The sequence below is a fragment of the Aeromonas allosaccharophila genome, from assembly GCF_016026615.1.
GTDB lineage: Bacteria > Pseudomonadota > Gammaproteobacteria > Enterobacterales > Aeromonadaceae > Aeromonas > Aeromonas allosaccharophila.
Window position 1 is genome coordinate 2,263,228 of sequence record NZ_CP065745.1, and the last position, 24,566, is coordinate 2,287,793.

Genomic DNA, 24,566 nt, shown 5'->3' on the forward strand with positions numbered 1-24,566 from the left:
CTGTTTTTGTCATTTCCGGCGCCTGCGCGCCAGCTTCGCGTCCAATGGGATATCTCGTCTGTTCGTTTTGTTATGCGCAGCTCTTGTTATGCACAGATCTTGTTGTGCACAGACAGGGGCGTTCAGCCCTTCACCACGCAGGCGCCAAACGGCAGGCGCAATTCGTTTTCCAGCTTGAAGAAATCTTCGGCAAGGGCCCCGACCGCCCGGTAGAAGCTGCCCCCTTTCGCCTGTTGCTGATCGCGGCAGCAGGCCAGTACCCAGGGGGCAAGATGGCGCTCATAGAAGCGGTTGCGCTCCGGGTGTTGCTCGGCAATCAGTACCGCCATCACCTCACAGAGGGCGGCGAGATGATCTTCCGGCTCGCACACTCCGCTCTGGCGCTCGAAACCGAGGGACTGCAGATCGGCACGCAACACCGCCAGCGGCAGCTCCATCAATGAGCCGGTGAGATACCAGGAGGCAAACGGCACTATCTCCCCGCGCCCCAGCCCGATAAAGAGATCCTGATACTCCTCGGCAAGCTCGTTTTCGTGGTGGCTGCTGGCCGCCAGCTGCACCAGCCCCAGCCCTCTGGCAAAGGGGCCCGGCATAGCCTGCAACCCTTGCAGCCAGGCGAGCTGTTCACCACGGGGGGCGGCGCGCCAGAGGCTCGCCAGCAGGGCGTAGAGATCGGCGCTGCTCTGTTCCAGTTCGGTCATGGTCAGTTCGCCAGCCTTTTCGTTATGTTGTTCACTCATCACTGGCCCTCATACCTTGAGCTGGGAGACGGGATCCGCCGCCAGCGCCGCAAACACATCCTTGACCCGACAGTCCTCGCACATCAGCAGCCGCTGGGCGGCCTCGTTCTGGAAGTGGGAGTGACCGGCCAGTTTTTGCTGGATGCGGCGGATCATCGAGGCGGGCGCGAACGGCTTGCTGCAGCGAATACAGCAGGCGGCCTCTTCGGCCTTGAGGCTCTGCACGGCGCGGCGCGCCTCGGGCACCGGTTGCAGGCGGGGCGTGAGCACGATGGCCTGCTCGGGGCACGCCTTTTCGCACATGCCGCACTGGATGCAATCCTGCTCGATAAAGTTGAGTCCCGGCGCATGACCCACCGCATGCAGGGCACGGCTCGGGCAGACCGCCACGCAACCCATGCAGAGGGTGCAGTCCGCTTCTTTCAGTTCCACGCTGCCGTATGGAGCGCCGTGGGGCACCGCCAGCGGCTCGCGGCTCCCCTCGTTGGCCTGCCAGAGCGCATCGAAGGCGGCAAACAGGTTCTCCCGTTTGTCCCCTTTGAGCGGCTTCTCCAGCAGGGCAAGGGCTGGCTGGCCGGAAACAGGCTCACCAGCATCCGGGTTAAACAGGGCGATGCGATCGACAGCAAGACCGGCGCCCGCCAGCAGCACGGCGGCGCTCGCCAGCTCCCGCTCAACCAGCGCACGCACGCTTGCGGGAGCATCATCGCCCAGCGCAATGCGTACCGCGCTGGCGCCATAGGCGAGGGCAGTAAACCAGCTCTCGATGCCTAAACTCGCACTCTCCTCCACCCAGACTGGCAGCCAGTTAGCAGGCAGGCGGGTGAGTTCGGCTTCCACCCATTCGCGCTCGCTTTCACCGGCGATCAGCAGCTGCGGCGCGTCGCCGCCCGCCTCGCGGTAGTGCTTGAGCAAGCGCAGCAGGTAGTCGCCGCTGGTGTTGGCATCGGGCTGGTGATAGGCAATCGCCCCGGTCGGACAGGCAGAGGCGCAGCTGCCGAAGCCCTGACAGAGATGGGGATCGATCTGGATGCGGCCATTGATGGGCTTGAGGGCATCGGTCGGGCAGACATCGAGACAGCGGCTGCAACCGGGCACGCCGCGGGCGGTAAAGGCGCAGGCCTCGGGGTCGAGGCGAAAATAGCGCGGCTTGTCGAAGATACCGGTCAGCGCACCGAGTTCGGCAAGCCGTTCGGCCAGCCCTTGGTCATCAAAGAGATGCAGATAACCGACCGGCGGGCGCTCCAGCGCAAAGAGCGGGGCGCGGCCCAGATCGGCCACCAGATCGAAGCGCGGTTCGCCATTTGCAGCGGCCTGCTGAGTAAAACAGAGCGCCGCCAGATTTACCCGCTCCCCCTGCCCATTGAGGCCGGTAAGCTGGAACTGCCCCAGATACCCTGTCAGGCTCGACTCGCGCAAGGTCAGGGCCGCGAGGGATGCGGTGGCATCGAAAATGGCTTCGAGATCGGCCGCCTCGGCATCAAAAACGGATTCGGTCACCAGCAGGGTAGGCTTTACCCCGGCAGGCAACAGGCTGGCAGCGCGGCGAATGCGATCTTCCGGGCCGACCAGCAGCAGGCGCCCCTGACTCCGGTAAGAGACAGTGGCCGGGATCAGGTTGTCGGTCTTGACCGTATGCTGCAGCGCATAGGCGCGAGCGCGCGCGTTATGCTCGGCCGCCCCCGCCTCGCGGGCTAGATTTGGGGCCAGATTTGGGCTCAGATTTGGCAATGTTTGTTCAGTGCTCACATACGCTCCTGTGCGCACCACCTCATGGGATGGGCGCTTGTTGGTAAGCCGAGAGAGCAAGAGGCGAGCCAACTCCCCCGGAAAAAAAGTGACTGACAGGGAGTCAGGATCCTGAGGGTTCCATTCCCCCACCTTTGGTTAGGACATTTTGTCCACCAGAGGAAACCAAAATGTCCCGATCGTCGATGTGGGTTTGAGAATGGTTATCAGCCAGCTCGTCGGCGGCAGGTTCGCTGGCAACCGCCACCGGTTCAGCGGATCCGCTGGCCGGATTGGCCGATTCGCTCTCCGGGGCGATCACCTGATCCACCAGCCAGTTGCGCAGCCCGGCGGTCAGGGCCGCAGGCAGCAATTCGGGCTGGCTGAAATCCTGGGTGTAGTCGTCGAGCCCATCCGGTTTATGGCTGCGAAACATGGCCCGCAGCGCCTCCCTGTCGGGGAGTTTGGCCTTGCCCGGCTGGGCTGTTGTTAGCGGCGGTTCGCCACTCTCGGCCCCCTCAACGGCAAGGGGTTCACAGCTCCCCTTGTCAGTGCTGACTACGTGGCTATCCAGCGCAATATCTGGATTTTCAGCTTCACCACTGCCTTCGATGGGGGCGGCAACTGCCTCGGGGATAACCTCTTCCCTAGGCAGCAATGCCTGATGCTTGCGCGCCTCACTCTTGCGAGACGACCAGCGCTTCAGGAACTCACTCATGGGCGCGATTTCCGCTGTCACTGCCACGCTCGCGGCCATCGGCGCCAGTGGCCTTGACGGCGCCACAGCTGGCTTGATCTACCGTATCGACACCGAGCTGATCCTGCGCCCGCCCCTTGCCCTTTTTGCCCTTGCGACGGGCCTCCAGCAGCTCGCCGTGACGGCCGATAAAGGCCTCCACCCAGGCTTGCAGCGCCTCGGGTAGCGGGCAGGAGAGCACCGGCCGCTCGCCATCCATATAGGCGGCGGCCACGGTCTGGCTCAGGGTGAGGCCATCGGCCACAAAGCCACTGTCCACGCGGCTTCCGGTGACAAAGAGGCGGGGCGAGCCGGAGCTCAGGTTGAAGCGATAATCCCCCCGCTCGTCGCGAAACAGGGTCAGGGGCAAGGCGCCGGCAGCCTCGGGCTCGGCGGGATGGAGCGCCGCGATCTCGAAACGGCGGCTCTGCCAGCGGCCAACCTGGCTGTCGATGGCCTTTAACTCCAGTTGCAGCCAGCGCTGCGGGGGCAAGGTATTGGTTGTCTCTTGCACTGTCACGGCTCCCATCAGAAGGTCTCTGCCGGGCCGCCCTCCCCCGTGATCCACCCCGTTCGGGGCAGATCAGAGCAGAACATTCAGGGCGGCCACGGCCATCAATGGGATAAGACATAGCAAGAGTGGGGCCAAAGCAACTCAAGAGGGGGGATTAGAAATTGAGCGACTGTCCACATTCTAACGAAATATTCACTCGACCCCAATTAATCAATTACTGTAAACTTAATAATGATAACTTAATCACTTTTAAATGGATGAAAATGGAAAACATACAAAATATAAATGACTTAACTCAAGATTCCTTTTGTCAAAGGAATAAAATATCAAGCAGTGACTTCGAAAAAGCAAATATTTGTTGGGATGACTTAATGGCAATAGGATTAGACCATCAGCGTCTGTTTGATGCCAGAAAAGAATCAGCAGAGTTTTTTGCTAAGGTCATTCAAGGCTGCAATAAAGTTCATTCTGTCAGATGGAGAGTTAAAGACCCTCAGCACTTGATGGAGAAAATAGTTAGAAAAAGAAATCCAGATTCTAATAGCTACAATGAAAGGTATACATCAATAAGTGTAAGCAACTATCATGAAATAATAACTGATTTAGTCGGAGTTAGAGCACTCCATTTATTTAAAGATGACTATTTGGATATTGACTCTTACTTAAGAGATAACTGGAGCCACATCGAGAAACCTATTTATTATCATAGAGAAGGAGATGTTCAAGATTCAGTTTCAGATATTTTCGACAAAAAACCACACCCTGCTGGATATCGCTCTATTCATTATATATTCACATCTCAGCCACTTAATAAAATATTACTTACTGAGGTGCAGGTGAGGACTATCTTTGAAGAGGGATGGAGTGAAATAGATCATGTCGTTAGATATCCAAACTTTTCCAACAATCAGCATATTTCTAATTTTCTTCAAATTTTCAATCGACTTTCTGGTAGTGCTGATGAAATGGGGTCTTTCGCTAAGCAACTGGCAAAAGAACTACAAGATAGGACAGAAATGCTTGAGAAATTACAAAGGGAATATGATGAAACAAAAGCTGAAAACAGTGTAAATGAAGATAAAATAAAAAGTTTATTCAGTCAATTAAAAGACTTAAGCGATGACAACGCAGATAAATCAGCGTTGATTTCAGAGCTCGAGCATGCTGTTGAAAAGAAAAATAGAATGGCGACCTTGATGGATAATGATGCATTTCTGTCAACTCTGAGTAGGAATATTCCTTTACACCTTAATGCAAATATTGCTTCTGCAGCTATGCTTGGTACTCTAAGTGAGAAGCAAAAAAAGGTTATTTAGGATGCTGCTTTATTCAGCAGCAAAATTGTTAACGATATAAAACCAGCCACATCCTCTATAGACAACTTGAGTCTGTCTTCGTCAAGAAATAACAATGACGAAGGCATAGCGGAAAATATAACTTCAAAGAAATCACCAGTAAAACAACGTAAAGACAACTAATAAAAAACAGCTCACATCATAAAGCCATGGTTATAATATATTATTTATACCATGGCATTATTCCTTAACTATCATCAAAAATAGTTTTTTAAAGGAAGCATAATTCCTTTATATTGTTTTTATAAAAACGGAATTCCTCATCTTTATATCAACAACATAATACTTGGAACAAAACTTGCTATATCCCTCCCCTTAGATCCCGGCAACCGGTCGCGAGGGGCCCATGACACCGACCTTTATCAAAAGCAATGCTGCAGCCCAGCTCACCATGGCCGTCGAGGTGATGGATGAACAGGGCACAATGAACACCCGCCAAATCGCCTGTGAGCGGCCACTGACGGTCTACCTCAACTGGAAGGAGATCGTCACCCTGATGACGCTGGGGGCCCGCCCCGAGGCGCTGGTGCTGGGTTATCTGAAAAATCAGGGCTTTATCGAGGATATTGCAGCCATAGAGTCGGTGATTGTCGACTGGGAGAGCGAGGCCGCCGCCGTGGTAAGCAGCCAGCAGGCCGCCGATCTCGACAAATCCTTGGAGAAGAAGACGGTCACCTCCGGCTGCGGTCAGGGCACCATGTATGGCAGCGTGATGAAGAAGCTCGAAGGGGTGGTCTTGGCAGCGCCCGAGCTTAAACAGAGCACCCTCTATGCCCTGCTCAAGGCGTTGTCGGCCCATAACGAAACCTACAAGATGGCGGGGGCTGTGCATGGCTGCGCCATCTGTCGCGGCAGCGAAATCCTCTCCTTTGTCGAGGACGTGGGGCGCCACAATGCGGTGGATACTCTGGCGGGCGAGCTCTGGATGCGCGGCGAGGCTGGCCACGACAAGATCTTCTACACCACCGGGCGGCTCACCTCGGAGATGGTGATCAAGGTGGCGCAGATGGGTATTCCGGTGCTGCTGTCACGCTCCGGCGTCACCCAGATGGGGCTGGATCTCGCCCGCCAGCTCGGCATCACCATGATTGCCCGCGCCAAGGGCCGCCACTTTGAGGTATTCAGCGGCCACGACCATATCGTGCTGGACGAGAAGCCGCCGGTGCTGGCGCCCGGTTCGGCTGGTCGCGGGATGCGGGATTAAGTCATGAACGAGTTTATGAGTGCCGAACAGATCGCGCTGTATCTCGACCACGCCAGCCAGAGGGTCAAACGCAAGCCATGAACGAATTTATGAATGTGAAGCAGGTGGCCGAGTACCTCGATCTCAACGAGAAGAAGGTCTACCAGCTTGCCAACGAGGCGCGCATCCCCGCCACCAAGGCAACCGGCAAGTGGCTGTTTCCCCGCTCCCTGCTCGATCGCTGGCTGCTTGGCAGCTGCCACGAGGGGGTGATGAACGACCGGCTGCTGCTGGCGGGCTCGGACGACGTATTGCTCCACTACGCCAGCAGCCGGCTGGCCCAGCAGCTCGGCACCCAGGCGCTGGTGGGCTACACCCCGTGCGGCACTAGGCAGGGGCTGGCGATGCTGGCGCGCGGCCATGTGGATCTCTGCGCCATCCACTGGGGGCAGGCCGAAGAGGCGCACCTGCGCCACCCGGCGCTGGTGCAGCAGTATCAGGGCCACCGACAATGGGTGATCGTTCATGGATTTAGGCGGGTACAGGGGCTGGTGCTGCGCCAAGGGCTGCAACCCAAGGAGGCGAAAGAGGCGCTCGACTGGCGCTGGGCTATGCGTCAGGAGGGTGCCGGCAGCCAGCGCGCCCTGCAGGAGTGGCTGCAAACCCAGGGGGAGTCGCTGACCCGGCTGGAGCGCACCCTCGAGGTCAACAGCGAGCGGGAACTGGCCGCCGCCATCAGCCGTGGCGATGCCGACGTCGGGCCCGGCGCCCAGAGTACAGCCACTGAGTTTGGCCTCGGCTTTATGCCACTGTCGCAGGAGTGTTTCGATCTGGTGATGCCGCAAGGGGTCTTCTTTCGCACCCTGCTGCAGCAGCTGATCGGCTGGTTGCAATCCCCCGAGGGGCGCGAGCTGGCGGCCCGCCTCGGCGGCTATGACCTGACCCAAAGCGGCAAGCTGGTGTGGAGCCCGCAGTAAATTAGCACCACCCGCCGACAAAACAGCCCGCCAACCATGTTGACGGGCTGTTTTTATAACGGGCCTTTTTATAACAAGATTAATCGCCTGTCTCACGCCCCTCGGCATTGAGCGCAATGCGCCACCCTTCCAGTTGCGCAGGCTCGCTGCCGCTGGGCAGCAGGGCGTGGCTGCGCAGCCGCACGGTAAAGCAGCTCCCCTGCCCCGGGGTGGAGTCCACCAAGAGCTCCCCACCCCAGCGGCTGATGATGCGGTGGCTCAGGGCCAGCCCCAGACCGGTGCCGGTGGCGCGGGTGGTGAAGAAGGGGTCGAAGATCTTGTCGATAATCGCCGCCTCGATGCCGCTGCCGTTGTCGATCACCCGCACCTCGGCCCCGCGCAGCTGACCCAGTTCATCGAACCAGTCGCGGCTCTCGACCCGGATCTCCCCCTGCTCCCCCAGCGCGTGGCTGGCATTGACCAAGAGGTTTATCAACACCTGCAACAGCTGCTGGCGATCCGCCTCGATGGGCTGCTGGGCCTTGAGATCGGCCACCAGCTCCACCTGCTGCTGGCGCAGGGCGGAGCGCACCAGGGTCAGGCTCTCCTCGATGATGGGATTGAGGTGCTGCCACACAGGCGCCGTCTCGTAGTCGCCGGGGCGGGAGTATTGCAGCAGGCTGCGGGTGATGGCGCGGATGCGCTCGATCTGGGCCAGCACCAGCGCCAGCTCCTCGCTGACCGGCTCGGCAGCATTCCCCAGTTCCAGCTTCATCAGCTCCACATTGCCGAGGATCACCGCCAGAGGATTGTTGATCTCGTGGGCCACCCCGGCAGAGAGCTCGCCAAGGGCCGCCAACTTCTCGCTGATCAGCAGCTGCTGGCGCGCCTCGGTCAGCATATGGATATGATCTTCCAGTTCGGCGGTCTTGAGCTTGAGGCTTTGGGTACGCTCGGCCACCTTCTGCTCCAGCTCGTCGGCGCTGCGGGCCATCTGCTGCTGGTGCGCTTCCTGCCGGTCCAGCATGGCATCGAACTGGCGACCGAGCTGGGCCAACTCGTGATCGGGGTCGAGGGCCAGCGGGCCGATGCGAGCCGATTGGCCCGCTTGCACCTGCCGCACCACCTTGTGCATCCGCTCGATGGGGGTGAAGAGATCCCGCGCGCCGCGATAGACCAGCAGGCCGGAGAGCAGCAACAGCAGCACTACGCCGGAGCCCAGCTCCACCAGATTGGTGAGGTAGGTGCGGATGATGGGCCACTCGAGAAAGCCCACATAGAGCATGCCGATCCGCTCGCCGTTGGCCCCCAGCAGTGGCTCGTAGCCCGACACATACCAGGCATCCTGCACGAAGGCACGATCGATCCACATCTCCCCCCGCCCCAGCACCTGCTCGCGTACCGGCGGCGAGACCCGGGTACCCACCGCTCGGCCAATCTGGCGACTGCTGCTGACCGGCACGTTGGTGCTCACCCGCAGATCGTCGAGAAACAGGGTGACGGTGCCAACGCTGCCATCCGGCAGGGTGTTTTTGGCAAACACCTGCCCCTTGAGCTCATCCACCAGCCGGGTGCTGCCGTTGACAAGCTCGCCCCCCTCCAGCACCGCCCAAAGCGACCCGTCGCGGCCCATCACAGGAGCCAGAGAGAGGCTGATCAGCCCCCGGTTTTCCACCGCTCTGGTGCCATCCCGCTGCCACAACACAGCCCGCTTCGCCAACTGCGGGGAGAGGGCGCGCATCTCCTGCTGCGACCAGACCACGAAGTGGCTGACGCTGCGTCCGGCCGTGAGGGCGGCGCGCTCCTGCGCCGTCAGCTGATCCAGCGCGGGGCCTTGGCGCAAGCGCAAAAAATCGAGGCCATAGTTGGCCGCCAGCGGCATCACCCAATCCTGCAACTGATCCGGCGATTCCCGCAGCCGCAGCTGAAAGGCCCAGGCATCGCGCAGATGCTCCAGATGCTCGGTCTGGCGCTGCTGCTGCACCGTGATGGCGTGGTGGGCCACCCCGAGATCGCTGCGCACCGTGGTGAGCAGGTTCTGCCAGCTGTAGGTGAGGGTCCAGTAGAGGGTGAGTGCGATCATGCCCGCCAGAGTGAGCATGATGGGCACCGAGGTGAGCAGCAGCAGGCGCCAGCGTACCTTGGTTCGCACGCAGCGGGGCAGCAGGGTCAGTTTCATCGGCATGCCATCCTGTTACAGCACTTCATTCGATGGCCCACTCCTTGAACTTGCGCTCCAGCGTCTTGCGCGCCACCCCCAGCACCCGGGAGGCAGCCGACTTGTTGCCATCATGGCTCGCCACCACTTGCAGGATGTGGGCTTTTTCCACCTCCGCCAGCGGCCACGCCAGCGGATACCCCTCCTCGCTCGTCCCCTGTTCGGCAGGCTTGCTGCTCTGCCAGTAATCCGCTGGCGGCTTGCCCAGCAGCAGGCAACGCTCGATCAGGTTGCGCAACTCCCGCACGTTGCCGGGCCAGGGGTAAGCCTGCATGGCCACCACATCCTCGTGGGTCCAGCTTAACGAGCCCATCCCCATCTCGGCGGTGAGCTGGCGGGTGAAGTGGTGTACCAGCGCGGGGATGTCGTCGATCCGTTCGCGCAGCGGCGCCACCGGCAGCGCCACCACGTTGAGGCGATAGAAGAGATCTTCACGAAAGCGGCCCGCGTCTACCTCGGCCTTGAGGTTGCGGTTGGTGGCGGCGACGATGCGCACATCCACCGCCAGTTCGCGCTCGGCACCGACCGGGCGGATGGCCTTCTGCTCCAGCGCCCGCAGCAGGGACGATTGCATGGCCAGCGGCATCTCGCCGATCTCGTCGAGAAACAGGGTGCCCTGATGGGCGACCCGGAACAGGCCGTCACGTCCCTTGCGGGCGCCGGTAAAGGCTCCCTGCACATGGCCAAACAGCTCGCTTTCCAGCAGCTCGGGGGCGATGGCGGCGCAGTTGAGCGGCACAAAGGCCCCCATCCGGCCGGAGAGTTGATGCAGGGCACGAGCCACCAGCTCCTTGCCGGTGCCGGACTCCCCCTCCACCAACACGGCGGCGTTGGAGGGGGCAACCCGGGCAATGAGGGTCTTGAGCTCGCGGGTTTTGGCGCTGTCGCCAATCAGGGTGGGCGGGAACAGCTTGCTCACCTCCCGGCGCAGCAGCAGGTTCTCCCGCTCCATCTGGCGGCGCTCGATGACTCTGTCCACCGCCTGTACCATCTGATCGAGATTGAAGGGCTTGAGGATAAAGTCGCTGGCGCCGAGGCGCAGCGCCTTGAGGGCGGTCTCCATATCGCCAAAACCGGTCATGAAGATGATATCGCTGCGCCGGGTGGCGGGGTCGATGGCCTCGTGCCACTCGATGCCGGATCGCCCCGGCAACCGGATGTCGGCGATGATCAGGTCGAAGTGAAGGCGGCAGCGCAGGGCTTCCGCCTCCTCCACGCTGGCGGCAGTCTCAATCTGGGCGAAGCGCTTGGCCAGCGCCTTGGCCAGAAAACTGCGCATGCCGGGCTCATCGTCAACGATGAGCAGGGAGAGGGCAGACCAGCGGCTGGCAGGTGCAGTCATGAAAAAAGTACCTCGGATGCACGTAAGGTCGGAGAATGTCCCGATAACCGGAACCTTAGTGGGACATTTTGTCCTTACCGTATCAAAAGCACCAACACCAATTATTAAAAGCGATAACAAGCTCACCTAATTGATTTTAATAAGCTTCTGTTTTTAAACGGCAAACCGTGAATGCAGCGACAAAGGAACAGTTTGGCACCTTGCTTGCTTACTCTTGCCCTCCTCTCATCGTTCATGAAAAGTTGCATCAAGATGACGATTAAAACCAACCTCAAACGTTTCGCCCTCTCCCTTGCGGCCAGCCTGCTGATCGCCGGGGCCGCCCACGCCGAAGCGGATACTAATGCCACAAAAGCGCCGATCCGCCTCGCCACCACCACCAGCACCGAGCAGTCCGGTCTGCTGGGCTGGCTGCTGCCCCAGTTCACCAAGGAGACCGGTTATCCGGTGCAGGTGATGGCGGCCGGTACCGGCCAGAGCCTGAAGATGGGCGAGAATGGCGACGCGGATCTGGTGATGACCCACGCCCCCTCTGCCGAGAAGAAGTTTGTCGAGGCGGGCTTTGGCATCGAGCCGGTACATCTGATGTACAACGACTTTGTTATCGTCGGCCCGGCCAAAGATCCGGCGGGTCTGGCCAAGTTGCACGACGCGGCCAAAGCGCTGCAAACCATCAAGGATAAAGGCCAGACCTTTATCTCCCGAGGTGACGAATCCGGTACCCACATCAAGGAGAAGACCCTGTGGCAAGCTGCTGACGTCAAACCCGAGTTTGCCGGTTACAAATCCATCGGCCAGGGGATGGGCCCGACCCTGACCATGGCCTCGGAGCTCGGTGCCTACACCCTGACCGACCGCGGCACCTGGCTCGCCTACCAGAGCAAGCTGGATCTCGCCGTGCTGCTGGAGGGTGACAAGCGCCTGTTCAACCCCTATCAGGTGATCTTGGTCAACCCCAAGCGCTACCCGGATCTCAACACCGAAGGGGCACGCACCCTGAAAAACTGGCTGGTCTCCGACCATGGCCAGAAGCTGATCGGCGACTTCAAGGTAGCCGGTCAGGCGCTGTTTGTGGCGGATGCCAACGGGAAATAATGGCAACGCTGACTCCTGCAATGACCTTGATGGCCCTCCCCCGCTTCGCTGAGGGAGGCGCCTGATGCCGACGCTGCTCGACACGACGTTAGCGGCCCTCGCCCTGCTGTTCAGTGGTGACACCGAACTGTGGCAGGTGGTGGGGGTCTCCTTCTCCGTCTCCTGCATCGCCCTGCTGCTGGTGCTGCTACCCGCCTTGCTGCTGGGCTTTGCGCTGGCCTATCTGCCGCTGCCCGGCCGCTGGCTCTGGCTCTCCTGCATCAATACCCTGCAATCGGTGCCGACCGTGGTGATTGGCCTGCTGCTCTATATGCTGCTGTCGCGGGCCGGCCCCTTTGGCGACTGGAAGCTGCTCTTTACCCAGCAGGCGATGGTGGTGGGGCAGATGCTGATCGCCTTTCCGGTGATCGCCACCATGGCCCACGCGGCGTTTGTCCAGAGTGACCGCCGTGCCTGGGAGACCGCCCTGACGCTGGGGGTCTCCTGGCCCAAGGCGCTGATCGGCCTGATGCACGAGTGCCGCTTTGGCCTGCTGGCCGCCATCATCGGCGCCTTCAGCCGCATCGTCACCGAGGTGGGCTGCTCCATGATGGTAGGGGGCAATATCCTGCACTTCACCCGCAATATCCCCACCGCCATCGCGCTGGAGACCCAGAAAGGGGCCTTCACCCAGGGGGTGGCGCTCGGCATAGTGCTGCTCACCCTCGCCCTGTTGCTCAACCTGCTGCTGACGGCCTGTCGTGGCCACAGCTATCTGAAGAACTGACCATGCCCCCACTGTGTATCAACAGGAGTACCCCATGGCCCTGACCGCCCAGCAACTCACCATGCGCTTTGGCGAGCGCCAGCTGTTCGAGATTGACCGGCTCGCCATCGCACCGGGGGATGCCATCTGGCTGCACGGCGCCAACGGGGTGGGCAAGACCACCCTGCTCAAGATCCTGGCCGGGCTGCTCGCCCCCACCCGTGGCCACACCAATCTGCCGGGGCGCTGGCAACAGCGGCTCAACCGGCTGCTCAAGCGGGATCTGGGGCCGGGCCGGGTCACCTATCTGCACCAGACCCCCTATCTGTTCGATCGCACGGTGCACGACAACGTAGCCTGGGCGCTGGATAAACAGCTCGGCAGCGAGATCCGGGTGTTCGAGGCGCTGCGCCGGGTCGAGCTGGAGGGGCTGGCACGGGAGCACATCAGCATTTTGTCCGGTGGCGAACGGCAACGACTGGCGATGGCCCGTGCCTGGGCGCTGCAACCGGCCTTTCTGCTGATGGATGAACCCACCGCCAATCTGGACACACATTCGGTTGCCCTGATGGCCGCATTGGCGCAAGATCTGCGGGAACATGGCAGCGGCCTGGTTGTCATCAGCCACCAGAGCAACGCATTGACCGACCTGTGCGAGCGGCAATGGACCCTCGCCCGTGGCCAGCTGCAAGAGACGACCCCTTTAAAAATCATCGAGCGACATGACTTCAAGAAGCGAATCTCCCTCTAGGCTTTTTCCCGTATCGGCCGTGATCCTGGCAGGAGGCCGCGCCACCCGTATGGGAGGTGAAGACAAGGGATGGGTAGCACTGGCGGGACGCCCTCTTATCGACCACGTTTTGGCGCGCCTGCGCCCCCAGGTGGATGAGGTGCTGATCAACGCCAACCGCAGTCAGGCCCGCTATCAGGCGCTGGCCCCGGTCATCAGCGATGACAACAACGACTACCTCGGCCCGCTGGCTGGCATGCAGGCCGGCCTTGCCGCCGCCCGTCACGACTGGGTTCTGTTCGTTCCCTGCGATGGCCCCGCCCTGCCGCTGGATCTGATGAGCCGCTTTCGCGCCGCCCTGACCCCGGATACCGAGCTGGTAGTGGCCCACGACGGCGACTGGCTGCAACCCGTGGTGGCCCTGCTGCACAAATCCCTGCTCCCCTCTCTCACCGCCGCGCTGGCAGAGGGTGAGCGCAAAATCGATATCTGGTTTGCCCGCCACAATATGGCGGTGGTGAGCTTTGCCGATCAGCCGGATGCCTTTATCAATCTCAACAGCCCTGCCGAGCTGGCCGCCTACGAGGCCCGTCTGCTTGCCCCGGCTATCGACCCCCAACAAGGAGTCACTTCATGACCCCGGCCCCCACTCTTCCCCTGCTCGGCTTCGCCGCCTGGAGCGGCACCGGCAAGACCACCTTGCTGGAGCAGTTGATCCCCCTGCTGGTGGATCGCGGCCTGCGTATCGGGGTGCTCAAGCACGCCCACCACGACTTTGATATCGACCAGCCGGGCAAGGACAGCTATCGCCTGCGCAAGGCGGGTGCCCAGCAGATGATGGTGGCCTCCCGCCGCCGCCACGCTCGCATTATTGAAACAGAGTTGGCCGAAGCTGACTTTCGCCAGCTGCTGGCAAGCTTCGATCAGACAGAGCTCGATCTGCTGCTGGTAGAGGGGTTCAAACACGAACACTTCCCGAAAATCGAGCTGCACCGCGCCGAGATTGGCAAGCCGCTGCTCTTTCCGGACGATGGCGACATCATCGCGCTGGCCTGCGATGAGCCGGTAGAGACAAGCCTGCCCCGCCTCGATATCAACGATCTGGCGGCCATTGCCGACTTCGTCTGCCGCTGGCTTGACGGCTGCCAGCGCAAGGAGCCGGAGGCGGGCAAGGGCTTTCTCTCGGTCGAGGCGGCCCGCAACGCCATTCTGGCGGCCCTCACCCCGAGCAACGCCTGCATCGATAAACCGCTGGCCCAGTGCCACGGCGCCGTGCTGGCCACCGATCTGATCAGCCCCATCAATGTGCCGCCCCACGCCAACTCGGCGATGGATGGCATTGGCCTTCGCAGCGACGATCTCGCCGCCGGTCGCTGGCAACTGGTGGGTGAAGTGCTGGCGGGCCAGCAGCGCCATGAACCGGTGCTGGCCGGTCAGGCGGTGCAGATCATGACCGGCGCCCCGCTGCCGCCCGGGATCGATACCGTGGTGATGAGGGAAGAGACGCTGATTGAAGGTGAGTGGGTCACCGTCACCGCCCCAGTCCGGGCGGGACAGAATGTGCGCCTCGCCGGCGAAGATCTCGCCAAGGGGGCGGTCGCCATTCCGGCAGGTACGTATCTTGGTGCCCCCCAGCTCGGGCTGGCTGCATCACTCGGTCAAGCCAGTCTCACTGTGCGCCCCCCGCTGAAAGTGGCGCTGTTCAGTACCGGTGACGAGGTGCAGGCACCGGGCGAGCAGCTCGCCCCCGGCCATATCTTCGACAGCAACCGCTTCACCCTGATGGCCCTGATCCGCGCCGCCGGTTGCGAGGTGATGGATCTTGGCATCATTCCCGATGACAAAACCATTCTGCGTCAGCAGCTGGAGCAGGCTGCCGCCAGCGCCGATCTGGTGCTGAGCTCGGGCGGGGTCTCGGTGGGCAATGCCGACTTTATCAAGCTGGTGCTGGCGGAGCTGGGCCAGATCGATTTCTGGCGCATCCAGATGCGGCCGGGCCGCCCGCTCGCCTTTGGCAAGCTGGGGCAGACCCCCTTCTTCGGCCTGCCGGGCAATCCGGTGGCGGCGATGATCTGCGTGCTGCAATTTGTCGAGCCCGCCATCGCCCGCTTGCAAGGCAAGCTGTGGCAACCGCTGCGCCTCTCGGCACTGGCAGAGGAGAAGATGAAGAGCCGCCCGGGGCGCACCGAGTTTCTGCGCGGCATTTTCCATCAGGACCGTAACGGCCAGTTGCGGGTGCGCACCACAGGGCCGCAGGGCTCGGGTATTCTGAGCTCCATGGCCGATGCCAACTGCCTGATCGAAATCGTGCCGGACCAACCCGGGATCGCCGTTGGCGAGCGGGTCTGGATCCACCCCCTGCAGGGACGACTGGCCTGAATCCCGACGGGGCGTCGGCCGGATGTAGGCGCCCCGTCAGCAACCTGATACGAGGCTCACTGTGCGTCTTGATGCCCCCCTCTCCCGACTCGATCTGCTGGTCTATGGCCGCTACCGGATCGTCCATGGCCTGCGCATTGCGCTCGCCTTTATGCTCACCTTTCTGCTGACCCGCGAGCTAAAACTGCCGGAGAGCACCTGGCCGCTGATCACCCTGGTGGTGGTGATGGGCCCCATCTCGTTTTGGGGCAATGTGCTCTCCCGCGCCCTGCAGCGGGTGGTGGGCACCATCTTCGGCGCCAGTTGCGGGGTGGTGGCGCTCTATCTCGAGATCTACTCCCTGCCGCTGACCCTGATCTGGTGCGGGTGCATCATGTTCCTGTGCGGCTATCTGGCCCTCGGCAAGCGCCCCTATGTGGGGCTGCTGATCGGCATCACCTTGGGGGTCACCATGGGGGCCATGCCGGGGGACATAGAGACGGCGCTGTGGCGCAGTGCCGACGTGATATTGGGCTCCCTGCTGGCGCTGCTCTTTTGCAGCATCTATCCACAGCGCGCCTACAGCCACTGGCGGCTGCAACTGCACCAGATCCTGCAGCAGTCGGGGCGGCTCTATCACACTCATCTCTCCCCCAATGTGCTGGAGCGCCCGCGCCTCAAGCACAATCTCTCCCAGCTGCTGGCCCAGACCGGCAAACTGCGGGCCCTGCTGGCACCGGCGGCCAAAGAGACGCGCCACAGTATCTCGCTGTTTGATGCGGTGCAGGTCACCATGCGCAACACCCTCTGCACTCTGGAGATGCTGGCCAACACCTACTGGAACGATCGGGAGAGCCACTTTCTGATGCAGAGCACCCGCGAACTGCACGCCTGCCATCAGGCCACCGAGGAGGCGATCAACCAGCTTGCCCTGATGATGCTAACCGGTGACGGGCGCGGCGCGGATGCCGCTATCGCCCGCCTGCACGAGGTAGCGACGCAGGTATCGCTGCCCCCCAACACCGAGGCGGCCATCAATGGCTACCTCTGGCTCAACGTCCAGCTGACCGAGCAGCTCACCCACCTGCGCCGCCTGCTGGGGCTGATCCTCACCCCGCCCCATCGCAAGCAGCCCGACTAGGCCCAATGCAAAACGCCCCGCAGTTGCGGGGCGTTGTTTGTCGGTATCAGCCGTGATGATCAGGCTGCGGCGCTGGCGTTCGCGCTCATCTGCTCCAGCTCTGACCGGGTCAGGGTAGAGACAAACTTGCCGTCGAAGTAGATATCCATCAGCTCGCCGCGCTTCTCGCCGCGCATCATGCTGCTGCGGCCATCCAGATAGTGCACTTCCATCTGGGCGGTACGCTCGTTCGGGTAGCTAATTTCCACCTCGCGCACCCCTTGTGGCAGCATGGCCAGCGGCACCTTCTTGAGGGCAGGATCCAGATGCTGGTTCACCTTGATCACCGGGTTGGCCTTCATGTCCACCACGGCCGGGGATTTGCCGGTAATGGGGTTTTTGCCAGACCAGAACTCGATGGTATTGAAGACGAACAGGTCAGCGGTCGCTGCCAGACCGTAGACTGGTGCAAGCAGCATAAAGACCCCGGCACGACCGTAGCGGTTATCCACCACGCTCAGGTTGCCCTTGGTGACCATGCCGGAAAGCCCCATCTGCCCCATACAGCCGCCCAGACCCATGCTCGCGACCATAACCAGCAGGGCCATTGCCCGCCCCTTCTGTTGTAATGCCATCTTGTTCTGTTCCTGCTCTGAAATGAATGAGGCGGCAAGCCTAATCAAGAGGTCAAACCAGAACAATTCACAATGGCGGGACGATACAGGAGGGGTTCAGATTGGGGCACTGACTGCTCAAAGATGAGTCAATGCCCCGGCATGGCAGAAAGTCCGGGGGCTCAGATCGCCAGATCCGAGACGGTGCTGGAGACGTTGTTGGCCTCCCGCCGGATCTCGCTCATCACCTCGTTCACCTCGCCCACCTGCTGTTTGCCCAGCTCGGCGCTGCTGGCGACGTCGGACATCTCGGAGGTGACCCTGGCGGTCAGCTCGCGGTTGTTCTGCACCACCTTGGCAATCTCGTCGGTAGAGAGGGAGGTGCGGGCCGCCAGCTGGCGAACCTCATCGGCCACCACCGCAAAGCCGCGCCCCTGATCCCCCGCCCGCGCCGCCTCGATGGCCGCGTTGAGGGCCAGCAGGTTGGTCTGATCGGCGATGCTGCTGATGGTGGAGACGATCGCCTCGATGTTGCGCGACTGCTCGTTCAGCAGGTTGATCAGGCCAATGCTGTGGGTGAGCTGGCTGGCAATCAGGCTGGAGGTGTCGACCACCGAGGCCAGCAGACCCGCGCCACGCTCGGCGCAGTTCAGGGTCTCCCGCGCCGCGCTGTGAGCCAGCATGGCCGCTTCGCGCACCGCATCGCTCTTGTTGATCCGCTCGGTGATGTCACTGGCGAACTTGATCACCTTAACCACCTTGCGATTCTCGTCGAGGATCGGGTTGTAGGTCGCCTCCAGCCACACCTTGCCGCCATGACTGTTCTGACGACAGAAGAGGCCGGACTTGTACTGGCCACGGCCCAGCTCCTCCCAGAAGTGGGGCTGTTCACGATAAAACTGATCATCGCAGAAGATACGGTGATGCTTGCCCTGCACCTGCGCCAGGGTATAGCCCATGGTATGGAGGAAGTTGCCATTGGCGGTGACAACCTCTCCGCCGGGGGTAAATTCAATCATCGCCATCGAGCGATCCAGCGCTGTCACCACAGCCTGCTGGCTGAGCAGTTGCAGATGGTGCTCGGTAATGTCGGCGGCAATCTTGATCACCTTGGTCACCACACCCCGCAACTTGACGGGAAAGTAGGTCGCCTCCAGCCAGATCGCCTCGCCCCGTTTGTTGAAGCGCTGGAACACCCCTGTACGGGAGCGCCCCTGTTTCAAATCGGCCCAAAACTGCTGATAGGCGCTGCTCTGGGCATACTGCGGGTCACAAAACATCCGGTGATGATGACCCACGACCTCGGGCGCACTGAAACCCACCACGTTGAGAAAGAGATCATTGGCGGCCAGCACAGTGCCATCCGGAGTAAAGGTAATGGTCGCCACGCTGCCGTGCACGGCGTCGAAAAATCCCTGCTGTGCCAGAAGTTGCTCCTGGCACTGCTGCAACTCGGCTTTCAGTTTGCTATTGAACATCGAAACGTATCCTCCAGACTGGCCCCCACCATGGCCAAACCACACAGTGGATCAATAAGATAATGGTGGCGAGCTCCATCAGCATAGTTGGCCGCGTCATCACGCTCCCATCTGACGCCATATTTATTGCGGTAAATCAAACGGACCGGCCGGGACTCACCAGAACGGGGTTGCCCCCTTATCCAGCCCCCGGTTGCCACTCCAGCGAGGCAGGATTGGTAACAAACCCGATCCGCTCATAGAGGGGGCGCCCCTCATCGCTGGCATGGAGCCACACCTTGCCGAGCTGACGCGCTCTGGCACAGGCGGTAATGGTGTCGAGCAGCGCCGTGGCGATCCCCTGCCGGCGCCATTGCGGCAGCGTATACATGTTGAGCAGATACCCCTCCATCCCCGCCAGATTGCCGGGATAGGGTGGCCGCACAAACAGCGCCAGCGTTCCCGCCGCCACGATCTGCTTGCCGCCCTGCTGCTTATCGGCCTCGGCCAGCCAGGATAAAGCCCCCTCTTCACTCATCGCACGGGTAAAGTAGTCAACCGTGGCCTGCCACAGGGCAGGATCTGCCTGCGGGCTCGCCAGCTCACCCACCTCGCAGAACAGCTGCATGCGCAGCGCCACCAGCGCGGGAATATCTACGGCTCGGGCCTGACGAATGATCATCGCATCTCCTTGCATCACAGAGCACATCGAGAGAGGGGGCCAAACGGAAGTGGGCCTGCTCGGCAAATCTGCACGACACAGGGACCACCGACGCCGACCATGTAACCGGAATGCGGATAATAGCAGAGCATATAGTTAACTATATGTTTTTAAACATATAAAAAAAGACAGCCGAAGCTGTCTTTTTCATCGAAATCAAATTGCGGATTAGTAGAAGATCCGCTCGCCACGCTCGCTCATTTTGAGCCAAACCGGTTTGGTGCTGGTTTTGTTCCAGATCCGGTGCAGATAGCTGTAGAAGCGGGCACGATCGCTGCGAAACAGCATCACGGGGAACGCCAGAATGCCCACCAGCAATACATAAATGCGACGAAGAATAATCTGAGTCAGGGAAAAGGGATGAAACATGATGTAACTCCTTACTGGTAAGACCACTGAGCAAAGATTACTCCACTCCATGTAGGATTACTACATCACTAACCCATTTTTTTATAAAAAAATGGCAAAAAACGGGAAATACTGAAAACGGGTTACGTCATTAACCAACAGTTAACAAACTTGCGAAAATCGTGCGCTTTGCCACAGTTATCAGGGGAAAAACATGCTGTAGGGAGATGCGCATGAAACTGTCTGAAGTGGCACTGCTGGTGCTGATGATTGCCCTGACACGGGCACAACTGGAGGAGTGGCAGTTGAACAGGGACGATGCCATCGTGCTGGCCGAACGGGGTGTACCCACCGTCAGCCTGTGGCAATGCGGCACCCTGAAACAACGGATGGCGGATCTCGGACACCAGAGCGCCGAGCTGCAATTTCAATATCGGGGGCAAAACATGGCGGATGTGAGCCACTATCTCGAGCGCGAGTGGAAACAGGCTGGCTGCGAACAGTTACTGGTGCAGCAAGGATACTGACCAAGCTTCACGGCTCGAAGAGTGATGATTCAGGGAAAACAGAGAGAATATGGAGGCACGTTCCGGAGTCGAACCGGACTAAACGGATTTGCAATCCGCTGCATAACCGCTTTGCTAACGCGCCATGCTGACAAGACTGATTGTCTTGAAAGTGAGTTCCATCGTTGGTGCGATGGAAAATTGGAGCGGGAAACGAGACTCGAACTCGCGACCCCGACCTTGGCAAGGTCGTGCTCTACCAACTGAGCTATTCCCGCGTTACTGCTTTCGTGCCAGTTGCCTGACAACGAGGCGCATTATACGTACCACGAGCGCCAGCACAACCCCTTTTTCGCAATTTAGACCCTGACGCAGACTGTTTGCTCAGGGTTTAGACGGCTTGCTGCAATTTTCTCCATCCCGCTGTGACCCACCAAGCGAATTTGGGATAAAGTCGTTGAAATGATTACGCTTTCGTTCGAGACTTGAGCGGCTTAATAACCGGATTCTCAATTGAAAATCACAAGATGAAATGGATCTTCAAGCTTCGTGGACTCAGGCCGCAGCTAATGCTGGCTTTTTTCATGTTGGGGATGGTGCCATTTTTGGTCATCACCCTCTTCTTCCTCTACAGCCACGGCAAGGATCTCACCACCCAGACCTCCAACCATCTGGTCTCCGTCCGTAATATCAAGAAGAGTCAGCTCGAGGATTACTTCAACAACCTCAAAGAGCAGATCATCAACTTCTCCCAGCAGGATTTCGCCGGCAACAGTATCGGCCGTTTCTATGGTTTTACCGGTGCCTTCGAGAAACTGGGCACCACGCCGCAGGAGGCCCGCAGCCGCGCCCAGGCCCGCTATCTGCCCGGCTCCTGGGATCAACTGCGTAAACCGGACAGTCAGGTGGAGATCGAACCCTCCATCACGGCGCTTATCCTCGCCGACGAGATGTATGGCCGGGTGCACCAGCGCTTTCATCGCGGCTATGCCGACATGGTGCGCAAGTCCAACTACAGCGACATCTTTCTGGTGGACCTCAACGGTGATGTGGTCTATTCGGTCACCAAGCACCCTAACTTTGCCACCAATCTGCTCTCCGGCCCCTACCAGGGCAGTGGCTTGGGCCAGACCTTCGCCAAGATCAAACGCCGCCTTGATGGCGGCCAGAAGCCGCAGCAGATCTTCGAATTCACCGATTTTGGCCGCAACGAGCTGACCGGGCAGGTGGTCGCCTACATGGCGGCCCCCGTGATGCAGTACGACTATGTGCGCGGGGTGGTGATTTTCGAGCTGCTGCCGGACAAGCTCAACCAGATCATGGCGGAGCGGGAGGGGCTGGGCGAGACCGGCGAAACCATCCTGATCGGCCCCGACAAGCGGATGCGCGCCGATGCCTGGCTGGCACCGGAGTTTAGCGTCGAGAACAGCTTCAGCCCCAATTTCCGGCCGCTGCAAACGCCCCTCATCACCAAGACGCTCTCCGGCGAGCAGGGGGTCGGGCTGTTCCACTCCTATCAGGATGACGAGGTGCTGGCCGCCTACACCCAGGTGAAGGTGTTCGACACCGAGTGGGCCTTTATCGCCGAGATCTCCACCCGGGAAGCCTATGCCCCGATCCGCCAGCTGGAGACCCTGGTGATTGTGCTGGGGGCGGGCTCGGTACTGCTGCTGATCCTCTTCTCCCGCTGGCTCTCCCACTCCATCACGGCACCGCTGCGATCGCTTACCGAAGCGGCCGAGCAGGTGGCCGACGGCGCGCTGGATCACCCCATCGCCATCGAGCGCACCGGCGATGATATCGACCGGCTGGCCGAGGCGTTTCGCCATATGCAACGCTCGGTGAAGGACAAAATCGAACTGATCGAGCAGCAGACCCAGGAGCTGCAACAGCAGGTCAAACTGACCCACAAGCAGAACCTCAGCCTGCAACAGGCGGACAAGCTCAAGGATGAACTGCTGGCCAACACCTCCCACGAGCTGCGCACCCCCATTCACGGCATCAAGGGGATGGCCGAATCCATGCTTGCCAGCCAGCAGGATTTGACCGAAGGGCAGCAAAAGCAGCTCGGCCTCATCATCAAGAGTGCCGACGGTCTGGCCCGTCTGGTGGACGATCTGCTCGACTACCACCAGATGCGCTACGGCCAGCTGGAGATCCACCCCCAGCCCGTCTCATCCAAAGGGGTTATCCGGCTGGTGCTGGATCTCTGCCAGCATCTGGTGCAGGCCAAACCCCTCACCCTGGTGGATATCAGCCCGGCCGAACTGCCGCCGGTGCTGGCCGACGAACAGCGGCTCGAACAGGTGCTCTACAACCTAGTGGGCAACGCCATCAAATACACGCCGCAGGGCAAGGTGGTGCTCAGTGCCATCGTCGAGCACAACTTCCTGCGCATCAAGGTCACGGATACCGGCATCGGCATCGCCCCCGACCATCTGGAACATATCTTCGAGCCGCTAGTGCAGATGAGCCCGGAGGTGAGCAAGCAAGGGGCGGGCCTTGGCCTCTCCATTACCCGCCAGCTGGTACACCTGATGGGGGGCGAGCTGTTTGTCGAGAGCGAGCCAAGCGTTGGCTCCACCTTCGCCTTTACCCTGCCCCTTGCCACCGGCAAAGCGGCCAATCTGACCCTCGACAGCCGCCAGATCGAGCATCAGCTGGTGCGCCAGCAACCGCTGATCCTGCCGGACTGGGAGAGCGACGATCTGCCCCCTCCCCCCGAGGATGCGCCGCTCATTCTGGTGGTCGATGACGAGCCCATCAATCTGCACATCCTGCGCCATCTGCTGCAGCCCTGCGGCTACCGCATCCTGCCCAGCAGCGACGGTCACGATGCGCTGGCCAAGCTGGCCGAGGAGCCGGTAGACCTCATCCTGCTGGACGTGATGATGCCGACCCTCTCCGGTTTTGACGTCTGCCGCCGCCTGCGCCAGCAGCACCCGAAAGAGATGTTGCCGGTGCTGCTGCTCACCGCCCTCAATCAGCCCAAGGATATCGAGGAGGGCTTCGGGGCCGGTGCCAACGACTATCTGGTCAAACCCTTCTGCAAGGAGGAACTGTTTGCCCGGGTCAAGGCACTGCTGGAGGCCAAGGCCGGACGCGCCTCGCTGGTGGAAAACCGGCTGCTGAAGCAGGAGATCGAACATCGCCTCACCCTGCAGGATCGGCTGCATCAGGATCAGCAGCGGCTGCTGGCCCTGCTCGGCGAAGGGGCCGACCCGATGATCTTCATCGACGAGCAAGGCACTGTGCTGTTTGCCTCGCGGGTGATGGCGCGCCTGCTGGGACAGGAGCCGGAAGCCATGGAGGGGCAGCCCCTCAATGAGTGGCTCGCCACCCCGCTGCAACAGCAGTGGCCCGACCTTGCCAGCGAGCGGGAACATAATCTGGAGTTTCTGGTGGCCGGGCAGAAGGACGTGCTCAACGCTCGTGCCCTGCCTATCGCCCTCGGAGGACAGGCCGCTTTCGCCCTCACCCTGAGTACCGAACTGCGTCAGGATGAGAACCGGGTGATGGCACTGGAGAACGCCCTCAAGAACCTCTCGCGGCAAGCCATCATCGAAGATGAACAGCTGCTGGGTGAGCTGAGCCGCCTGGGCGGCGAGTTCCGCTCGCTGGCCGATGACCTCATTCGCCAGCAGGATGACGAGCCGCTGCGCCGGGCGCTGGTAGAGACCATGCAGCTCACCCTAGATGCCTGGCAGCAGGGCACCGGCAAGGGCAAAATCGTGCTGGCGGAGAAGAGCAAGCTGTGGCGGGTCTATATGGACAGATCCAGCCCGCAGACCCGCACCCTCGACAAATATCTGAGTCTGGACAGCCTGCCCAAGTCGCCACGCTGGAAGACAGTAGTGGCCACTACCGAGTATGTGCTGGGCCACTGCCCGCTCAATGACCACCAGCGCCAACAGTTGCAGCACAGCGCCCAGACCCTGCGTCAACTCGCCAACCGCAAGCCGTGACCCGGCGCCCTAAACGGGCGCCGGATCACAATTGGCAATCTGGTTTCTTTTTGCGCAAAACAAAGCCCCGCACAACCCCGAAATCGAGAGCCGATCCAATTCACAATTTTGTCATATACGCCATTTTCACAGCCA

Annotated in this window: 21 protein-coding genes and 2 tRNA genes; 11 read left to right on the forward strand and 12 right to left on the reverse strand. The window is 60.7% G+C overall.

All coding sequences use genetic code 11. The features are described 5' to 3' along the window. Positions 1 to 122: 122 nt before the first annotated feature. From I6G90_RS10070 to I6G90_RS10085, 4 genes are all read right to left on the reverse strand, one after another. Positions 123 to 740, reverse strand: a complete 618-nt coding sequence (locus I6G90_RS10070; RefSeq protein ID WP_197931099.1) for a TorD/DmsD family molecular chaperone — start codon at positions 738 to 740, stop codon at positions 123 to 125. Between the two features lie 9 nt (positions 741 to 749). Continuing rightward, entirely contained in the window at positions 750 to 2,471 is a 1,722-nt protein-coding gene (locus I6G90_RS10075) for a 4Fe-4S dicluster domain-containing protein (protein ID WP_408628325.1), read from the reverse strand. Between the two features lie 121 nt (positions 2,472 to 2,592). Beyond that, a complete protein-coding gene (locus I6G90_RS10080) occupies positions 2,593 to 3,186 on the reverse strand; it encodes a DUF3306 domain-containing protein (protein WP_197931103.1) in 594 nt (197 codons plus the stop codon). Further along, positions 3,179 to 3,733 carry a DUF3305 domain-containing protein gene (locus tag I6G90_RS10085; protein WP_197931105.1) on the reverse strand — a complete coding sequence of 185 codons (555 nt, stop codon included), beginning with the start codon at positions 3,731 to 3,733 and terminating at the stop codon, positions 3,179 to 3,181. The genes I6G90_RS10080 and I6G90_RS10085 overlap by 8 nt, the downstream gene beginning before the upstream one ends. A gap of 248 nt (positions 3,734 to 3,981) precedes the next feature. On the opposite strand from I6G90_RS10085, the gene I6G90_RS10090 reads away from it, so the two are divergent. The 3 genes from I6G90_RS10090 (at position 3,982) to I6G90_RS10100 (ending at position 7,233) form a co-directional block, all read left to right on the forward strand. Then, positions 3,982 to 5,034, forward strand: coding sequence for a RelA/SpoT domain-containing protein (locus tag I6G90_RS10090; RefSeq protein WP_197931107.1), 1,053 nt, complete (start codon positions 3,982 to 3,984; stop codon positions 5,032 to 5,034). Positions 5,035 to 5,419: 385 nt separating this feature from the next. Continuing rightward, a complete protein-coding gene (locus tag I6G90_RS10095; protein ID WP_197931109.1) occupies positions 5,420 to 6,277 on the forward strand; it encodes a formate dehydrogenase accessory sulfurtransferase FdhD in 858 nt (285 codons plus the stop codon). An 89-nt stretch (positions 6,278 to 6,366) separates the two neighbouring features. Further along, entirely contained in the window at positions 6,367 to 7,233 is an 867-nt protein-coding gene (locus tag I6G90_RS10100; protein ID WP_013723539.1) for a helix-turn-helix transcriptional regulator, read from the forward strand. Between the two features lie 79 nt (positions 7,234 to 7,312). Here the strand turns inward: I6G90_RS10100 and I6G90_RS10105 are convergent, their stop codons facing one another. Further along, positions 7,313 to 9,391, reverse strand: coding sequence for a sensor histidine kinase (locus I6G90_RS10105; RefSeq protein ID WP_197931111.1), 2,079 nt, complete (start codon positions 9,389 to 9,391; stop codon positions 7,313 to 7,315). A 25-nt stretch (positions 9,392 to 9,416) separates the two neighbouring features. Then, a complete protein-coding gene (locus I6G90_RS10110; RefSeq protein ID WP_058052819.1) occupies positions 9,417 to 10,772 on the reverse strand; it encodes a sigma-54-dependent transcriptional regulator in 1,356 nt (451 codons plus the stop codon). Positions 10,773 to 11,024: 252 nt separating this feature from the next. Here I6G90_RS10110 and I6G90_RS10115 point away from each other — a divergent pair, with 252 nt between their 5' ends. The 6 genes from I6G90_RS10115 (at position 11,025) to I6G90_RS10140 (ending at position 16,841) form a co-directional block, all read left to right on the forward strand. After that, the gene (locus tag I6G90_RS10115; RefSeq protein ID WP_197931113.1) at positions 11,025 to 11,867 is read left to right on the forward strand and encodes a substrate-binding domain-containing protein; all 843 of its coding nucleotides are present in this window, start codon (positions 11,025 to 11,027) and stop codon (positions 11,865 to 11,867) included. A 64-nt stretch (positions 11,868 to 11,931) separates the two neighbouring features. After that, on the forward strand, positions 11,932 to 12,633 hold the full coding sequence (locus I6G90_RS10120; protein WP_005347674.1) for an ABC transporter permease: 702 nt from the start codon (positions 11,932 to 11,934) through the stop codon (positions 12,631 to 12,633). A gap of 34 nt (positions 12,634 to 12,667) precedes the next feature. Then, positions 12,668 to 13,363 (forward strand): energy-coupling factor ABC transporter ATP-binding protein, encoded by a 696-nt coding sequence (locus I6G90_RS10125; protein WP_042658678.1) that lies wholly within the window; start codon positions 12,668 to 12,670, stop codon positions 13,361 to 13,363. Then, positions 13,335 to 13,979 (forward strand): molybdenum cofactor guanylyltransferase MobA, encoded by a 645-nt coding sequence (gene mobA / locus I6G90_RS10130; RefSeq protein ID WP_139408418.1) that lies wholly within the window; start codon positions 13,335 to 13,337, stop codon positions 13,977 to 13,979. Before I6G90_RS10125 ends, mobA begins: the two co-directional genes overlap by 29 nt. Then, on the forward strand, positions 13,976 to 15,721 hold the full coding sequence (locus tag I6G90_RS10135; protein WP_139408416.1) for a bifunctional molybdopterin-guanine dinucleotide biosynthesis adaptor protein MobB/molybdopterin molybdotransferase MoeA: 1,746 nt from the start codon (positions 13,976 to 13,978) through the stop codon (positions 15,719 to 15,721). Before mobA ends, I6G90_RS10135 begins: the two co-directional genes overlap by 4 nt. Before the next feature lie 61 nt (positions 15,722 to 15,782). Then, the gene (locus tag I6G90_RS10140; protein WP_058052814.1) at positions 15,783 to 16,841 is read left to right on the forward strand and encodes an FUSC family protein; all 1,059 of its coding nucleotides are present in this window, start codon (positions 15,783 to 15,785) and stop codon (positions 16,839 to 16,841) included. A 59-nt stretch (positions 16,842 to 16,900) separates the two neighbouring features. Here I6G90_RS10140 and I6G90_RS10145 read toward each other — a convergent pair whose 3' ends face one another. The 4 genes from I6G90_RS10145 to I6G90_RS10160 all read right to left on the reverse strand — a co-directional run bounded on the left by I6G90_RS10145 (position 16,901) and on the right by I6G90_RS10160 (position 19,981). Beyond that, positions 16,901 to 17,455 (reverse strand): DUF3332 domain-containing protein, encoded by a 555-nt coding sequence (locus I6G90_RS10145; RefSeq protein WP_042061387.1) that lies wholly within the window; start codon positions 17,453 to 17,455, stop codon positions 16,901 to 16,903. A gap of 161 nt (positions 17,456 to 17,616) precedes the next feature. After that, the gene (locus I6G90_RS21400) at positions 17,617 to 18,912 is read right to left on the reverse strand and encodes a methyl-accepting chemotaxis protein (RefSeq protein ID WP_197931115.1); all 1,296 of its coding nucleotides are present in this window, start codon (positions 18,910 to 18,912) and stop codon (positions 17,617 to 17,619) included. Between the two features lie 178 nt (positions 18,913 to 19,090). Further along, entirely contained in the window at positions 19,091 to 19,573 is a 483-nt protein-coding gene (locus tag I6G90_RS10155) for a GNAT family N-acetyltransferase (protein ID WP_058052812.1), read from the reverse strand. A gap of 207 nt (positions 19,574 to 19,780) precedes the next feature. Beyond that, the gene (locus I6G90_RS10160) at positions 19,781 to 19,981 is read right to left on the reverse strand and encodes a YbfA family protein (protein ID WP_005334863.1); all 201 of its coding nucleotides are present in this window, start codon (positions 19,979 to 19,981) and stop codon (positions 19,781 to 19,783) included. Positions 19,982 to 20,193: 212 nt separating this feature from the next. Here I6G90_RS10160 and I6G90_RS10165 point away from each other — a divergent pair, with 212 nt between their 5' ends. Continuing rightward, positions 20,194 to 20,487, forward strand: coding sequence for a hypothetical protein (locus I6G90_RS10165; RefSeq protein ID WP_042658673.1), 294 nt, complete (start codon positions 20,194 to 20,196; stop codon positions 20,485 to 20,487). 50 nt (positions 20,488 to 20,537) lie between these two features. Here I6G90_RS10165 and I6G90_RS10170 read toward each other — a convergent pair. Together I6G90_RS10170 and I6G90_RS10175 are read right to left on the reverse strand one after the other, a co-directional pair. Continuing rightward, positions 20,538 to 20,611 (reverse strand) — tRNA-Cys (locus I6G90_RS10170). A gap of 57 nt (positions 20,612 to 20,668) precedes the next feature. Then, positions 20,669 to 20,744: transfer RNA gene (locus I6G90_RS10175), tRNA-Gly, on the reverse strand. A 249-nt stretch (positions 20,745 to 20,993) separates the two neighbouring features. Between I6G90_RS10175 and I6G90_RS10180 the strand changes: the two genes are divergently transcribed. Beyond that, positions 20,994 to 24,431, forward strand: a complete 3,438-nt coding sequence (locus I6G90_RS10180) for an ATP-binding protein (RefSeq protein WP_197931117.1) — start codon at positions 20,994 to 20,996, stop codon at positions 24,429 to 24,431. Positions 24,432 to 24,566 lie beyond the last annotated feature (135 nt).

Coding starts and splice junctions, on each gene's coding strand:
- I6G90_RS10125 (WP_042658678.1), top strand. CDS start 12,668: ATGGCCCTGACCGCCCAGCAACTCACCATGCGCTTTGGCGAGCGCCAG.
- I6G90_RS10085 (WP_197931105.1), bottom strand. CDS start 3,733: ATGGGAGCCGTGACAGTGCAAGAGACAACCAATACCTTGCCCCCGCAG.
- I6G90_RS10095 (WP_197931109.1), top strand. CDS start 5,420: ATGACACCGACCTTTATCAAAAGCAATGCTGCAGCCCAGCTCACCATG.
- I6G90_RS10090 (WP_197931107.1), top strand. CDS start 3,982: ATGGAAAACATACAAAATATAAATGACTTAACTCAAGATTCCTTTTGT.
- I6G90_RS10160 (WP_005334863.1), bottom strand. CDS start 19,981: ATGTTTCATCCCTTTTCCCTGACTCAGATTATTCTTCGTCGCATTTAT.
- I6G90_RS10110 (WP_058052819.1), bottom strand. CDS start 10,772: ATGACTGCACCTGCCAGCCGCTGGTCTGCCCTCTCCCTGCTCATCGTT.
- I6G90_RS10080 (WP_197931103.1), bottom strand. CDS start 3,186: ATGAGTGAGTTCCTGAAGCGCTGGTCGTCTCGCAAGAGTGAGGCGCGC.
- I6G90_RS10120 (WP_005347674.1), top strand. CDS start 11,932: ATGCCGACGCTGCTCGACACGACGTTAGCGGCCCTCGCCCTGCTGTTC.
- I6G90_RS10165 (WP_042658673.1), top strand. CDS start 20,194: ATGAAACTGTCTGAAGTGGCACTGCTGGTGCTGATGATTGCCCTGACA.
- I6G90_RS10155 (WP_058052812.1), bottom strand. CDS start 19,573: ATGATCATTCGTCAGGCCCGAGCCGTAGATATTCCCGCGCTGGTGGCG.
- I6G90_RS10145 (WP_042061387.1), bottom strand. CDS start 17,455: ATGGCATTACAACAGAAGGGGCGGGCAATGGCCCTGCTGGTTATGGTC.
- I6G90_RS10180 (WP_197931117.1), top strand. CDS start 20,994: ATGAAATGGATCTTCAAGCTTCGTGGACTCAGGCCGCAGCTAATGCTG.
- mobA (WP_139408418.1), top strand. CDS start 13,335: ATGACTTCAAGAAGCGAATCTCCCTCTAGGCTTTTTCCCGTATCGGCC.
- I6G90_RS10135 (WP_139408416.1), top strand. CDS start 13,976: ATGACCCCGGCCCCCACTCTTCCCCTGCTCGGCTTCGCCGCCTGGAGC.
- I6G90_RS10115 (WP_197931113.1), top strand. CDS start 11,025: ATGACGATTAAAACCAACCTCAAACGTTTCGCCCTCTCCCTTGCGGCC.
- I6G90_RS10070 (WP_197931099.1), bottom strand. CDS start 740: ATGAGTGAACAACATAACGAAAAGGCTGGCGAACTGACCATGACCGAA.
- I6G90_RS10100 (WP_013723539.1), top strand. CDS start 6,367: ATGAATGTGAAGCAGGTGGCCGAGTACCTCGATCTCAACGAGAAGAAG.
- I6G90_RS21400 (WP_197931115.1), bottom strand. CDS start 18,912: ATGTTCAATAGCAAACTGAAAGCCGAGTTGCAGCAGTGCCAGGAGCAA.
- I6G90_RS10105 (WP_197931111.1), bottom strand. CDS start 9,391: ATGAAACTGACCCTGCTGCCCCGCTGCGTGCGAACCAAGGTACGCTGG.